Here is a 13,447-nt window from a genome sequence, read left to right as displayed (position 1 = left end):
ATCCCCGTCCTTCGATCCCGAGGAGCACCGTGAACCCCACGACCGACGCGACCACCACCGCGGGCACCACCCGTCCGATCCGCCGCGCCGTCGTGACCGGCGGGACCGGCTTCCTGGGCAGCCACCTCTGCACCGAGCTGCGCCGCCGGGAGGTGGAGGTGGTGTGCCTCGACAACTTCCTCACCGGCTCCGCGGCCAACATCGAGCACCTCGTGGGCGACCCCGGCTTCCGGCTCGTCCAGTGCGACGTCACCGACTACGTGCACGTGCCCGGGGACGTGGACCTCGTCCTGCACTTCGCGTCCCCGGCGTCCCCGATCGACTACCTCAAGCTGCCCATCCACACCCTGAAGGTCGGCTCGATCGGCACCCACCACGCCCTGGGCCTGGCCAAGGACAAGGGCGCACGGTTCGTGCTGGCCTCCACCTCCGAGGTGTACGGCGACCCGCAGGTCCACCCGCAGCCCGAGAGCTACTGGGGTCACGTCAACCCGGTGGGCCCGCGGGGGGTCTACGACGAGGCCAAGCGCTTCGCCGAGGCCCTGACGGTCGCCTACCGCGCCGAGCACGGGGTGGACACGGCGATCGTCCGGATCTTCAACACCTTCGGCCCCCGGATGCGGCCCTTCGACGGCCGCGCGATCCCCACGTTCATCCGCCAGGCCCTCGCCGGGGAACCCCTCACGGTGGCCGGGGACGGCGCCCAGACGCGCTCCGTCTGCTACGTCTCCGACCTCGTCCGCGGCATCCTCGCCCTGGCCGACAGCGGGCACAGCGGTCCCATGAACATCGGCAACCCGCACGAGCTGTCCGTGCTGCAGATCGCCCGCGACGTCATCGCCGCGACGGGCTCCTCCTCCTCGGGGCTGGAGTTCGTGGAGCGTCCCGTCGACGACCCCATGGTGCGCCGCCCCGACACCACGCTCGCGACGGAGGTCCTCGGCTGGGCCCCGGAGGTCCCGTGGACGGAGGGGCTGGAGCGCACGGTCGAGTGGTTCCGGGAGGGGGCCGGTCTCCCGCAGGCCGCCGTGCGCGCCCGCTGACCGGCCCGCCCCGGGCAGCGCCGCTCCGCGCCCGGGCCGGGGCGGCCGCTCGGTCCACCCGGCGCACCGTCCACCGGGCGCTCGGTGGACCGGGCGCTCAGCTGACGTAGCGGCGCGCGGCGCTGCTGCGCTGCGACTCCTCCAGCGCCAGGAACCGCCGCTCGACGTGCTCGGGCAGGGGCCGCCGCTCGCGCAGCACCCACGGCGCCCCGCGCAGGGCGTCGAGCAGGGCCAGGGCCGTGACACGGTCCCGCGGGGCGCCGCCGACCACGTCCCGGGTCCGGCGCAGGGCCGCGCGGAGCGGGCGGCGCAGCCAGATGAACCACAGCGTGTTGCGCAGCCCGTGGCGGCGGCGCAGGTGCGGGTCCCGGACCGTGGAGGCCTGGTGGTGGACCACGACGTCGGGCAGGTGCACGAGCTCCCAGCCCGCGGTCGCGAGGTCCGCGGCCAGCAGCTCCTCCTCGCCGCCGAGCCACAGCCGCTCGCTGAACCCGCCCACTTCGCGGAACGCCGTCCGGCGGACCACGGACGCCCCTGCCAGGAAGCTGCCGAGGGCGGGCCCGGGCATCCACTCGGGGCCCTCGACGGGCGAGTGCAGCAGCTCCGCGTTGATCGGGTCCTCCCGGGAGCCGGGCTCCACGAGGATCCTGCCGGTGACCACCCCCAGCCGCGGGTGGGCCTCCAGCGTATCGGCCGCCCGGCGCAGGGACCCGGGCTCCCACCAGGTGTCGTCGTCGCAGAAGGCCACGAACGGCGTGTCCACGCGCTCCAGGGCGACGTTGCGGCCCACGGCGCCGAGGTTGACGGGGCTCGCGACGAGCTCCGCCCAGGGGTGCCGCTCCCGGATCGCGTCCGCGGTGCCGTCCTCGGAGCCGTTGTCGACGACCACCACGTGCGGTCGTTCCGGGAGCTCCCGCAGCCGGGCCAGGGCCAGCACGGCCTCGTCCCGGCGGTTGTAGGTGATCATCACGACCGCCACGCGCCCGTCGGGGCCCGTCGCGGGCGTGGGGGTGGGGGCGGTCTCGGTCACGGGCTCTCCTCCGGTGCGGCGGGGTCGGTCGGGTCGGGGCCGTGCAGCAGCGCGAGCGCGGCCTCCGTGGTCGGGGACACCCGGTGCCGGGCGCGCAGACCGGCCGGGACGCGGGGGAGGGCGCCGAGCAGACCGCGGCTCCCCGTGCGGCCGCCGCGCAGGGCCCCCAGCAGCTCGTGCGCCACGACCCGCCACGGCCGGCGCAGGAGCGCGGTGAGCAGACGGCTGCGGACGAGCTCGGCCTGCCGGCGCCCGTCCGTGCCGCGCCGCGGCGAGGGGTGGTGGTGGGCGCGGATCTGCGGCACGTAGGACAGCCGCCACCCGGCGTCGAACAGGTCGAGGGCGAGGCGCTCCTCCTCGCCGGGGAAGCGCACGACGTCGTCGAAGCCGCCGGCCGCCAGGAACGCCGAGCGGCGCACGATCGCCCCGCAGCCCACGAAGCCGAGCAGGGCCGGGCCGGGGCACCCGGTCGGGATGCCCAGCGGGGACGCGGCCAGCACGGCGTTGAGCGGATCCGGGCGCTCCTCGGGGCCCACGGCGATGGACCCGGCGATCAGGCCCAGCCGGGAATGGGCGTCGAAGACGGCCGCGGCGCGGGCGAGCGACCCGGGGGCCCACCACGAGTCGTCGTCGGCGAAGGCCACGTAGGGGGTGCGGGCGAGTCGGACGCCCACGGTCCGGGCCACGGCCCCGACGTTGCGGGGCAGCTCCACCACCTGCACGTGGGGGTGGGCGGCGCGCACCGCCTCGGCGGAGCCGTCCGTGGAGGCGTTGTCCACGACGACGACGGGCCCCTCGTGCCGGCCCAGGTGCGCCACGAGCTCCTCCCGGCGGTTGCGGGTGGCCACGACCACCGTGACGCGGCGCTGGGGGTCCCGGGCGTCCATCGTGTCCTTCCGTCGTGTCCCTCCGCGCCCCGGGGCGGACGCGGCCGCGTGCCCGCCACCGGCGGACACGCCCTCCCATCGTAGGGGCACGTCCTCCCGCCGTCCGGCGCACGGTGCGTGACACAATCGGGAGGAGCCTCGGCCGCCGGGTTACCGCTGCGAAATACAGCCCGTCCATACTGCACGTACTGCCCGCCCCGACCCCGAAAGGCATGTGATCTCCCGACATGTCCGACCTGTTCGAGAACTACGCCGCCGACATGGCCGTGGCGGCGGCCTACGACGAGATGTACACGGCGGACCGGCAGATCCGTCCCGGCTACGACCGCATCGGCGGGGTCCTCGACGACCTGTCGCTCAGCGACGTCAACACCCGCGCCGACTCCATGGCCCGCTCCTTCCTGGACCGGGGCGTGACCTTCGACTTCGCGGGGGAGGAGCGTCCCTTCCCGCTCGACATCGTGCCCCGGGTGATCACCGCCGGCGAGTGGGACGTCATCGAGCGCGGCGTGAAGCAGCGGGTCCGGGCCCTGGAGTGCTTCCTGGACGACGTCTACGGCGAGCAACGGGTCGTGGCCGACGGGATCGTGCCGAAGGCGCTGATCACCTCCTCCGCCCACTTCCACCGGGGCGTGTGGGGCTTCCGGCCCGCGGGCGGCGTCCGGATCCACGTGGCGGGCATCGACGTGGTCCGGGATCAGCAGGGCGTGTTCCGGGTCCTCGAGGACAACGTGCGCGTGCCCTCCGGGGTCTCCTACGTCATCGAGAACCGGCGGGCCATGACCAAGGGCCTGCCGGAGGCCTTCATGTCGCAGCCGATCCGCGCCGTGGAGGCCTATCCCCGGCACCTCTACAAGGCGCTGCGCGCCACGGCCCCGGAGACGGCCGAGGACCCCACGGTGGTCGTCCTCACCCCGGGCGTGTTCAACTCCGCCTACTTCGAGCACACCCTGCTGGCCGGGCTCATGGGCGTGGAGCTCGTGGAGGGCCGGGACCTCGTGGTCCGCGGCGACAAGGTCTACATGCGGACCACCGACGGCGAGCAGCGCGTGGACGTGATCTACAAGCGGATCGACGACGAGTTCATCGACCCCCTGCACTTCCGCTCCGACTCCGCACTGGGCTGCTCCGGGCTGGTCAACGCGGCCCGGGCCGGGAACGTGACCATCGCCAACGCGATCGGCAACGGCGTGGCCGACGACAAGCTCACCTACTCCTACGTCCCCGACCTGATCCGGTACTACCTCGACGAGGAGCCGGTGCTGCCCAACGTGGACACCTACCGGCTGGAGGAGGACGGGGCCCGCGCCTGGGTCCTGGAGCACCTGGACGAGGTGGTGGTCAAGCCCGTGGACGGGTCCGGCGGCAAGGGCCTGGTCATCGGCCCGCAGGCCACCGCGGCGGAGCTCCAGGAGCTGCGGGCGAAGGTGCTCGCCGACCCGCGCGGGTGGATCGCCCAGCCGGTGCTCCAGCTGTCCACCGTGCCGACGTTCGCGGACGGGGAGTTCAGCCCCCGGCACGTGGACCTGCGGCCCTTCGCGGTCAACAGCGGCGACGACGTCTACGTCCTGCCCGGCGGACTGACCCGCGTGGCCATGCAGAAGGGCTCGCTGATCGTCAACTCGTCCCAGGGCGGCGGCTCGAAGGACACCTGGGTGCTCGGCCAGCCGCAGACCCAGGACCTGGACCCCGGGCAGGCCCCGCCCCCGGACGTCGACTCCTCGGTGCACACGTGGCCGGTCTCCGCGTCCTGGCAGGACGAGGGCGACAGCGGCCAGCAGCAGCAGCAGCAGCAGGCCGTGTCCGGCCCGGGCGCCGCGCCCACCACGGCCTCCACCGCCGTGACCACCACCGCGGACACCACCGCGACGACCCGCACCGGAGAGGGGCCCACATGCTGAGCCGCATTGCCGAGTCCCTGTTCTGGATCGGCCGCTACGTCGAGCGGGCCGACGGGGTGGCGCGGATCCTCGACGTCCACCTGGAGCGCATCACCCAGCTGCCCGTGGGCGAGCAGGAGGCCGAGGTGCGCCGCATCATGGCGGTGATGGGCGTGGAGCCCGGGGACGGCGACTACAGCGTCCGGTCGATGATCCAGGAGCTCGCGTGGAACAGGGACTGCCTGACCTCCATCTCGGGCTCCCTGCACGCCGCCCGGGAGAACGCCCGTCGCGCCCGGGAGACCGTGTCCTCGGCCATGTGGGAGTCGCTCAACTCCACCTACTACGGTCTGGGCCAGCACCGCCGCGACGTCGTCGGCACCTTCCGCGTCTGCCACTGGACCATCGAGCGGATGGCGACCGTGCGCGGGCAGACCCAGATGACCATGTCCCACGACGAGTCCTGGATGTTCCTGTCCCTGGGCGCGGCGATCGAGCGGGCGGACATGACGTCCCGGCTGCTGTGGACCCGGTCCACGTCCACGTCCGGCATGTCGTGGGTGTCGATCCTGCACTGCGCCGGCGGCTACGAGGCGTTCCTGCGCACCCGGTACGGCACGTTCAGCGACGAGTCCGCGACCGAGTTCCTGCTCCTGGACCGGCTCTTCCCGCGCTCGATCCTGCACGCGCTCACCACGGCGGAGGAGATCCTCGTGGGCCTGGAGCCCGGTCTGCAGCGGGTCGGGTTCAAGGACGACGCCCGCCGCATCGTCGGCGAGGCGCGCACGGCCTTGGAGTTCCACCACGCGGAGGACCTCATCGCGGTGCTGCCCGAGCACCTGAACAACGTCCAGGCCGCGTGCGCGAAGGCGTCGGAGGCCGTGAGCACCAAGTACTTCTCGCACGCCGTCGAGGCGTCCTGGTTCGGAGGCATGCTGTGACCCGGCTCAAGATCGACCACGTCACCCGCTACGACTACAACGACAACGTCTCGAAGTCCTACAACGAGGCCCGGATGACGCCCCTGTCCGACGACGAGCAGATCGTGCTCGAGGCGGAGCTGACGCTGAGCCCGGGGACCGCCACGGTCAGCAACTACCGGGACTACTGGGGCACCCGCGTGGCGGCCTTCGACATCCAGGGCCGGCACCGGCACCTGGAGGTCCGCTCCTCGGCCACGGTGGAGGTGCACCGGCGGCCCGGCGACGAGGTCGCGGACGGGCTGAGCTGGGAGGAGCTGGCGACCCCCGAGGTCCTCGACGCGGTCTCCGACTTCGTGGCCCAGACCCCGCTCACCCGGCTCGGGCCCGAGCTGGAGAAGGTCGCCGAGGAGATCAGCAAGGAGGCGGCCGACCCGGCCGCCGCGGCCGCCGCGGTCTTCCAGGGCATCGCCTCGCACATGCAGTACGTGCCGGGGGTCACCGGGGTGCACACGGACGCGGAGGCCGCCTGGCGGGAGGCCAAGGGTGTGTGCCAGGACCTCGCGCACGTGGCCATCGGCATGATGCGGCACATCGGGATCCCCGCCCGCTACGTCTCCGGCTACCTGCACCCGGACTACGAGGCGGGCATCGGGGCGACCGTGCCGGGGGAGTCCCACGCGTGGGTGGAGTGGTGGAACGACCACTGGTACGCCTACGACCCCACCAACCACACGCGGCTCACCGACTTCCACGTCACGGTGGCCCGCGGCCGCGACTACACCGACGTCACGCCGCTGAAGGGCATGGTCACCGGCGGCGGCGGCACCTCGGGGCTCCAGGTCCAGGTGGAGGTCACGCAGACCGCATGACGACGGCGGGGCCGCCCACCGTCTCCGGGTGGGCGGCCCCGCCGTGACGGGTGGGATGCCTAGCTCTCGAAGCGGAAGTTCTTCGGGGCGACCGTCAGCCCGGAGGGGGTCACCGTCAGGCCCCGGGCGCGGTCCTGCTCCGCGTCCACGCCGACCTTCACGCCCGGGGGCACCACCACGTTCTTGTCGAGGATGCACCGGTCGACCACGGCACCCTCGCCGACCCGGACGTTGGGCAGCAGGATCGACTGGTTGACGGTGGCGTCGTTGTTGACCAGCACCTTGGGGGAGAGGACCGACTCGGTCACACGCCCGCCGGTGACCAGGACGCCACGCGAGAGGATCGAGTCCGTCGCGATGCCGCCCTCCCCGTGCGGACCGCGCACGAGCTTCGCCGGCGGAGCCTGCATCTCGTTGGTGTAGAGCGGCCAGGCGTAGTTGTACAGGTTGAACACCGGCAGCGGGCGGATCAGGTCCATGTGGGAGTCGTAGTACGAGTCCAGGGTGCCGACGTCGCGCCAGTACTGCCGGTCACGGTCCGTGGAGCCCGGGACGTCGTTGTTCGTGAAGTCGTAGACGGCGGCCTCGCCGCGGTCCGCGAACCACGGCATGATGTCCCCGCCCATGTCGTGGCTCGTGTCCTCCTTCGTCTCGTCGGCTCGCAGGGCCTCGACGAGCGCGTCGGTGTCGAAGACGTAGTTGCCCATCGAGGCGAAGAAGGCGTTGGGGTCGTCCGGCAGGGGAGCCGTGCTCTCGGGCTTCTCCACGAAGCGGGTGATCTTCGTGACGTCCTGCGGGTCCGTCTCGATCACGCCGAAGGACGTCACCATCTCCATCGGCTGGCGCACGCCCGCCACGGTGGCGCGGGCCCCGGACCGCACGTGGAAGTCCACCATGTCGGAGAAGTCCATCCGGTACACGTGGTCCGCGCCGACCACGACCACGATGTCCGGCTTCTCGTCCTCGATGAGGTTCATCGACTGGAAGATGGCGTTGGCGGAGCCCAGGAACCACTCCTTGCCGCGCCGCTGCTGGGCCGGCACGGTGACCACGTAGTTGCCCAGCTGGGCGGACAGGCGCCAGGTCTGGGTGACGTGCTGGTCCAGGGAGTGCGACTTGTACTGCGTGAGCACCACGACCTGGAGATAGCCGGAGTTCACGATGTTGGACAGCGCGAAGTCGATCAGCCGGTAGCCGCCCGCGAAGGGCACCGCGGGCTTGGCACGGTCCTCGGTGAGCGGCATCAGGCGCTTGCCCTCGCCTCCGGCCAGGACGATCGCGAGAACCTTCTTACGGTGGGGCATGGGAACCTCTCTGACATCTTCGGCAATCGGGCGCAACATCTCCGCCTCGCGGTGCGGAACCACTCGACAGGCGCCTTCATTCTGTCTTAACAGCCGCTAAGGCGAGTGACCGACCGCACAGGAGTCCGGATGTGTCTCCCGGAGCGGCGCGCACGGCCCCCGGCGGGCGTCATCCCGTGGCGGCGTGCCGATCCTGCAGTACGCTCGGAACCGTGCGAGTAGATATCTTGTCCAAGGAGTTCCCGCCCGAGATCTACGGCGGCGCCGGAGTCCACGTGTCCGAGCTCTCGCGGGTCCTGGCCCCGCTCGTCGACCTGAGGGTGCGGTGCTTCGGTGCTCCGCGAGAACCCCGGGTCAACGGGGTCGAGGTGCAGGCCTACCCCGTGCCCGCGGACCTGGCCGGCGCCAACGCCGCGATCCAGACCCTGGGGGTGGACCTGGCCATGATCGGGGACATCGCCGGTGCCGACCTGGTGCACTCCCACACCTGGTACGCCAACATGGGCGGGCACCTCGCGTCGCTGATGTACGGCATCCCGCACGTCCTCTCCGCGCACTCCCTCGAGCCCCTGCGCCCGTGGAAGGCCGAGCAGCTCGGTGGCGGGTACGCCGTCTCCTCCTTCGTGGAGAAGACCGCCTACGAGGCGGCCGCGGCGATCGTCGCCGTCTCCGACGGGATGCGCCAGGACATCCTCCGGTCCTATCCGGACGTCGATCCCGACCGGGTCCGGACGGTGCACAACGGCATCGACGTCAGCCAGTGGGTGCCCGACGAGGGCACCGACGTGCTCGAGTCCTACGGCATCGACCCGGCCAAGCCCTCCGTGGCGTTCGTGGGCCGCGTCACCCGGCAGAAGGGCGTGCCGTTCCTGCTGCGCGCCGCGGCCCGTCTGCCCGAGGACGTCCAGCTCGTGCTGTGCGCCGGCGCCGCCGACACCCCGGAACTCGGCGCCGAGGTCAACGCGCTCATCGACGAGCTGAAGGCCACCCGGTCCGGGGTGGTGCTCATCGAGAAGATGCTGCCGCGCCGTGAGATCGTCCAGATCCTCTCCGGCGCCACGGCCTTCGCCTGCCCGTCCGTGTACGAGCCGCTCGGGATCGTCAACCTCGAGGCCATGGCCTGCGGCACCGCCGTGGTGGCCTCCGCCACGGGCGGTATTCCCGAGGTCGTCGTGGACGGGGAGACCGGCCGGCTGGTCGCCATCGAGCAGGCCCAGGACGGCACCGGCACGCCGCTCGACCCCGAGAAGTTCGTGGCCGACTTCGCCGCCGCCCTGACCGAGGTGGTCTCCGATCCGGTGCGCGCCCGGGAGATGGGTGCCGCCGGTCGGCGGCGCGCCGAGGAGCACTTCGCCTGGGAGTCCATCGCCGAGCGGACCCTGGAGGTCTACCGCTCCGTCCTGTGAGTCCCGGCGGCGCCGGCGGCCCGAGGTCGTCGGCGCAGCGCGGGAGGGGCGGCGGCCACCGTGGGCCCGTGGGAGCACGGGTCGGCGGCGGCCGCCGCCGGCGCAGGTGAGGGGGGTCCCCGGCCACCTCGAAAGCTCATGGCGACGGTGGGGACGGGGGCACCCCGGTAGCGCCAACGCGGCTCTCGAAGGAGCATCGTCCCAGGTCAGCTGGGGAATCCAGGAGATGCTCGGCTCCTATTGAACCGCATTCCGAAGTCCCGTGGAAGTGGTAAGGGACCTTACCGACGAGTTTTCATCCAATCTTTGGTCGGCGCCCCAACGACCTCCGGGGCAGCGGCGCTGATGTGAACGGCGGGCGCGCATGTGGTACCTTATTTTCTGTTGCGTTCAGGAGGAGCGGCCGGAAACGGCACGATGTTCTCCTTGGATCCACTCGCGCGGGTGGCGGAATAGGCAGACGCGCTAGCTTGAGGTGCTAGTCCTCGTATTAGAGGGTGGGGGTTCAAGTCCCCCCTCGCGCACAGAGAACGGCCTGATCAGGCCAAGGACGGGAGCCCCGTCGTCGACAGGAGAACGATTCCTGTCGACGACGGGGCTCTTGTCGTGTGCATGGCCGGCGTCAGAGGGCGTGCGCACAACTATGGCGCGTTGACCTGGGCGGTGCTGTGGCGCGATCCGGACATCACGCACCGTCACGCCACGGAGATGCCGTAGGCGCCCAGCACCTCGGTGAAGTGCCCTGACGCCTGCACGCAGGCCGGGTCGTCCGTCGCGGCGACCGCCGCCGGCCCGCCCAGCATCAGTCCGCCGGCCAGTACCGCGGCCAGGGACCCGGCCGTCACCCGCTGCTTCACAGCAACCATGTCCGTGCTTCTCCGGGAGTCCTGTCGGGGCCTGGGCTTGTCCCGGGGCCACCGGTACTCGGCACGGGCGTGCTGGCTCTTCTTCTGATCCGCGCTCGGTGGCGGATTCCCCAGGGGTGCTCGTGCTGACGATCGTCCGACGCGGACCCGAGTCCTGGTCAGAGAATCGATGTGCGCTCAAGGTAGATCCTCGCCAGCCGAGTTGGCATTGGCAAAACTCTGCCTCACTTGCGGCGATGCCCGAGAAACTCGTCGTGGTGCCGACATGCCGCGTCTTTGTGAAGCAGAAAGATCAAGGGAGCGCGTCGATCTCCACGGCCAAGGCCATCGGGATCCGATCGAGTGTCACCCCGGGCAGGGACGCCGGATGGCGTCCGCGGATGGTGCCGAGCACTCGGGCGGTGGTCCGGTCGTCCAGCAACGACCCGCGCGTGCCCAGCGCGTGGCCGGCACCGTCGATGGTCGCTGAGGACGCGATGTCCGTGGCCGGTCCGGTGGACATGCGGCACCCCGGGTCGATCGTCGTCGAGCACACCGACTCGGCCCTGACCACCGACGAGCGGGAGCAGATCCTTGAGAACGTGGCTGCCGACCATGACTCCGGATGCTGAGCCGCCGCATGATGGACACGGCGCCGCCCCCCGGTTCACAGTCCGAGGAACCGGAGCAGCAGCGGCAGCGTCACGGCGCAGACGGCCACACCCAGCACCGCGGCCACAGCGACCAGTCGCCACCTGCGAAGCACCACGCAGGACGTCACGGTCGGGGCGACGACGCCGGCGAGCATCCCAGCGACCGTCACCGAGATCCAGACCGGATCGACCGGACCGCGCCGGGTCCCGAACAGCCCCACGTACTCCAGCTGGAACAGGAAGTAGCAGATCAGCACGACGTACAGGCACACCACCCACAGCCCCGTCATCGCGGCGACCGCCGGCACCGGGGTCTCCGGTCTGGGCGGCAGGCTCTCGTCAGAGCTCATCGCGCGACACTTCCGGTGGGCGCGTCGATCTCCACGGCGAAGGTCATCTCGAGCCGGTCATGCTCGACACCGGGCAGGGACGCGAGATCCGGCCCGTGGAGGTTGCCGAGCATCTGGGCCGCGGTCCGGTCGTCCAGCAGCGGCCCGTCGGCGCCCAACGAGCGGCCGGCGCCGTCGGTGATCTCGGCCAGGGAGATCTCGTCCTCGACGTCGTCGCAGAAGAACACCAGCCGGGCGGCGTCCGGATGCCTGATGCGGACCCGGAGCACCAGTTCCTCCAGCGCGGCGGCGGTGAGCTCGTGGCGGGCGTACTGGAAGTTGCGGCGGGCGGACTCGAACCGTGGGGTGGAGGTGGTCGGGCCCTGCAGGTCTGGGGGAGAGGCGGGGGGAATCCTCATGGTGTCGAGGCTACCGCCGGGGCCCGACAGTCCCTTCTCAGGGCACCCGGTCGAAGGACGGCGCATCGGAGAGATCCATCCCCGGGGCGAGCATCTGCGCGACCTCCAGGGTGGTGGCGTGGTGGTCGGGGCCCTGGATGCCCGTCCTGGTCGCCGCAACTCCCGCCATCGGGGCGGCCGTCACCGCCGTGGAGCGCTCGTCGACGAACGCCGCCACGGCCGGCACCGCAGGCGCCCCGGCGTCCCGGGCCGAGCACAGGGCGGTGATCTCGTCGTAGGTCGCAACGACATCCACGCCCACCAGCTTCCGGTCACCGACGGTGGCGGTGGAGAAGGTGACCCGGTCGCCTCCTACGGTCTGTGCAGCTCGGAGGGAGGGGTCTTCACGACGTCGTAGCCGAGCAGGGTGGCACCGCTGCGGTACTCGATCGGATCCCACTTCCAAGGGGAGCCGGAGCGCGGACCGTGGGCCTGGGCGCGATAGTGGTAGACGTTGCGGGTCGACGTCGCCGCGGCCAGCAGCAGCACGGTGGCCACTGCTTCGTCGCGGTCCGGGTGCGTTGCAGCACCGGGTCGGGCGGCGTCGCGGAAGATGTGGGAGACCGAGCGGTCGTAGGTGAGCGTGTCGGCCGGGTCCAAGTGGGACAGGTCCATCGCGCGCAGGACGCCGTCGGCCACCGGCGTGGCCATTTCGACGCTCAGCGGCGCCCTGTCGTTGGACGAGGAGCTCATGGCCCCCAGGTGTGCGGCAGAGCCGACTGGAACAGAGCCTTGACACATAGGATGTGTGCTGAAGCGAACCACTTGCGAAAGGGACCACTTGAGCACCAACGATCCGCACGGCAGCGCGCAGTACCGGTCGGCCGGCAGCCGGCCGACCGGACCCGAGCAGCAGTCGGCCTACGGGGGCGAGCAGAGCTACGCCGGCGGGCCGAACGGCTACGGCTACCAGCAGCAGGGCTACCCGCAGCCGGGGTACCACCAGCCCGGCCCCTACGGATACCAGCAGAACATGCAGCGCGCCGGTACCCAGCCCGGGGTTCACGTCGGCTTCGGCGAGGCGATCAAGCGTTTCTTCGCGAAGTACGCCCAGTTCTCGGGGCGCGCCAGCCGCTCCGAGTACTGGTGGGTCGCTCTGTTCTTCTTCCTGGTCTCCTTCGTGCTGAACACGCTCGTCACCGCGGTCGGCACCGAATCCTTCGGCGAGCTCAACGGCCTCGGCGTCGTGCTGTCGCTGGTGCTCTTCGTCTTCGCGCTCGGAACTCTGGTCCCGTCGCTGGCGGTCGCGGTCCGGCGCCTGCACGACGTGAACCTCTCCGGGTGGATGCTGCTGATCGGTCTGATCCCGTTCGTCGGATGGATCGTCCTCATCGTCCTCACAGTCCTGCCGCCGAAGCCTGAAGGTGCTCGGTTCGACCGGTGACGTGAACGCGACACGGGCTCTGCGGGCCGCTGATCCTTGACGGGCCGGCGGCCCGCAGTCGTCTCGGGGACGGGGTGAGACGGAGTCTCTGCGTCCAGCGGCGATCTGAGTGCTGCAGCGCGTCCATCGGCGAGCTCAGCGCCACCCTCGTCGAGGGGTGCTCGAAAGGGGATGCCCTACGGGTTGCCCATCACCTCGTTCTTTCCTCTCACCAACACCTCCTTCATCGCGCCCCGCCCGCGCCCAAGCTCCGCCTCCCCTCGACGTCACCACCACGCCTCGACACTCCTCCACCTCGTCCGTCTCACCTCCGCTACCGCGGCGACCCGCACGACCTGAAGACCGCGCGCAGGGGAGCACTTCGTGCTCCAACACCGGGGTGTGACACCTGCCCTACCGGGCACCGGGTCTTCTCCCTGGCGTTGCGATCGGCAAT

At 71.4% G+C, this 13,447-nt stretch carries 15 protein-coding genes and 1 tRNA gene; 8 read left to right on the top strand and 8 right to left on the bottom strand.

The genetic code is table 11. From position 1 onward, the window contains the following. The first annotated feature begins 29 nt into the window (after positions 1 to 29). Positions 30 to 1,043, top strand: coding sequence for a UDP-glucuronic acid decarboxylase family protein (locus ACFYE3_RS05370; protein WP_387606773.1), 1,014 nt, complete (start codon positions 30 to 32; stop codon positions 1,041 to 1,043). Between the two features lie 97 nt (positions 1,044 to 1,140). Here ACFYE3_RS05370 and ACFYE3_RS05365 read toward each other — a convergent pair whose 3' ends face one another. Next, a complete protein-coding gene (locus ACFYE3_RS05365; protein ID WP_387606771.1) occupies positions 1,141 to 2,073 on the bottom strand; it encodes a glycosyltransferase family 2 protein in 933 nt (310 codons plus the stop codon). Continuing rightward, positions 2,070 to 2,960 (bottom strand): glycosyltransferase family 2 protein, encoded by an 891-nt coding sequence (locus tag ACFYE3_RS05360; protein ID WP_387606769.1) that lies wholly within the window; start codon positions 2,958 to 2,960, stop codon positions 2,070 to 2,072. Before ACFYE3_RS05360 ends, ACFYE3_RS05365 begins: the two co-directional genes overlap by 4 nt. Before the next feature lie 227 nt (positions 2,961 to 3,187). Here ACFYE3_RS05360 and ACFYE3_RS05355 point away from each other — a divergent pair, with 227 nt between their 5' ends. The 3 genes from ACFYE3_RS05355 to ACFYE3_RS05345 are packed head-to-tail and all read left to right on the top strand — an operon-like array spanning position 3,188 to position 6,632. Beyond that, entirely contained in the window at positions 3,188 to 4,861 is a 1,674-nt protein-coding gene (locus ACFYE3_RS05355) for a circularly permuted type 2 ATP-grasp protein (protein WP_387606767.1), read from the top strand. Continuing rightward, positions 4,855 to 5,781 carry an alpha-E domain-containing protein gene (locus ACFYE3_RS05350; protein ID WP_387606765.1) on the top strand — a complete coding sequence of 309 codons (927 nt, stop codon included), beginning with the start codon at positions 4,855 to 4,857 and terminating at the stop codon, positions 5,779 to 5,781. The genes ACFYE3_RS05355 and ACFYE3_RS05350 overlap by 7 nt, the downstream gene beginning before the upstream one ends. Continuing rightward, positions 5,778 to 6,632, top strand: a complete 855-nt coding sequence (locus tag ACFYE3_RS05345; protein ID WP_387606763.1) for a transglutaminase family protein — start codon at positions 5,778 to 5,780, stop codon at positions 6,630 to 6,632. Before ACFYE3_RS05350 ends, ACFYE3_RS05345 begins: the two co-directional genes overlap by 4 nt. A gap of 59 nt (positions 6,633 to 6,691) precedes the next feature. Here the strand turns inward: ACFYE3_RS05345 and glgC are convergent, their stop codons facing one another. Then, positions 6,692 to 7,936: a glucose-1-phosphate adenylyltransferase gene (glgC, locus tag ACFYE3_RS05340; protein WP_387606762.1), complete on the bottom strand. Its 1,245-nt coding sequence runs from the start codon at positions 7,934 to 7,936 to the stop codon at positions 6,692 to 6,694. Between the two features lie 212 nt (positions 7,937 to 8,148). Here glgC and glgA point away from each other — a divergent pair, with 212 nt between their 5' ends. Together glgA and ACFYE3_RS05330 are read left to right on the top strand one after the other, a co-directional pair. Next, positions 8,149 to 9,342 carry a glycogen synthase gene (gene glgA, locus ACFYE3_RS05335; RefSeq protein WP_387606760.1) on the top strand — a complete coding sequence of 398 codons (1,194 nt, stop codon included), beginning with the start codon at positions 8,149 to 8,151 and terminating at the stop codon, positions 9,340 to 9,342. A gap of 438 nt (positions 9,343 to 9,780) precedes the next feature. Continuing rightward, positions 9,781 to 9,866: transfer RNA gene (locus ACFYE3_RS05330), tRNA-Leu, on the top strand. Between the two features lie 171 nt (positions 9,867 to 10,037). Here the strand turns inward: ACFYE3_RS05330 and ACFYE3_RS05325 are convergent. Further along, on the bottom strand, positions 10,038 to 10,208 hold the full coding sequence (locus ACFYE3_RS05325; protein ID WP_387606757.1) for a hypothetical protein: 171 nt from the start codon (positions 10,206 to 10,208) through the stop codon (positions 10,038 to 10,040). Positions 10,209 to 10,588: 380 nt separating this feature from the next. On the opposite strand from ACFYE3_RS05325, the gene ACFYE3_RS05320 reads away from it, so the two are divergent. Next, positions 10,589 to 10,819 carry a hypothetical protein gene (locus ACFYE3_RS05320; protein ID WP_387806069.1) on the top strand — a complete coding sequence of 77 codons (231 nt, stop codon included), beginning with the start codon at positions 10,589 to 10,591 and terminating at the stop codon, positions 10,817 to 10,819. Positions 10,820 to 10,854: 35 nt separating this feature from the next. On the opposite strand, the gene ACFYE3_RS05315 is transcribed toward ACFYE3_RS05320, so the two are convergent. Genes ACFYE3_RS05315 through ACFYE3_RS05300 form a run of 4 tightly spaced genes read right to left on the bottom strand, consistent with a single transcriptional unit; the run spans position 10,855 to position 12,320 of the window. Beyond that, positions 10,855 to 11,190 carry a hypothetical protein gene (locus ACFYE3_RS05315; protein WP_387606753.1) on the bottom strand — a complete coding sequence of 112 codons (336 nt, stop codon included), beginning with the start codon at positions 11,188 to 11,190 and terminating at the stop codon, positions 10,855 to 10,857. Next, positions 11,187 to 11,588, bottom strand: coding sequence for a hypothetical protein (locus ACFYE3_RS05310; RefSeq protein ID WP_387606751.1), 402 nt, complete (start codon positions 11,586 to 11,588; stop codon positions 11,187 to 11,189). The genes ACFYE3_RS05315 and ACFYE3_RS05310 overlap by 4 nt, the downstream gene beginning before the upstream one ends. A 37-nt stretch (positions 11,589 to 11,625) precedes the next feature. Beyond that, positions 11,626 to 11,883, bottom strand: coding sequence for a hypothetical protein (locus tag ACFYE3_RS05305; RefSeq protein ID WP_387606749.1), 258 nt, complete (start codon positions 11,881 to 11,883; stop codon positions 11,626 to 11,628). Between the two features lie 56 nt (positions 11,884 to 11,939). Next, entirely contained in the window at positions 11,940 to 12,320 is a 381-nt protein-coding gene (locus tag ACFYE3_RS05300) for a hypothetical protein (protein WP_387606747.1), read from the bottom strand. 88 nt (positions 12,321 to 12,408) lie between these two features. On the opposite strand from ACFYE3_RS05300, the gene ACFYE3_RS05295 reads away from it, so the two are divergent. After that, entirely contained in the window at positions 12,409 to 13,011 is a 603-nt protein-coding gene (locus tag ACFYE3_RS05295) for a DUF805 domain-containing protein (RefSeq protein ID WP_387606744.1), read from the top strand. Positions 13,012 to 13,447: the final 436 nt, after the last annotated feature.

The organism is Kocuria arenosa (assembly GCF_042879215.1).
GTDB lineage: Bacteria > Actinomycetota > Actinomycetes > Actinomycetales > Micrococcaceae > Kocuria > Kocuria arenosa.
Note: the sequence above shows the minus strand (reverse complement) of the source record. Positions and strands in the feature narration are given on the sequence as shown.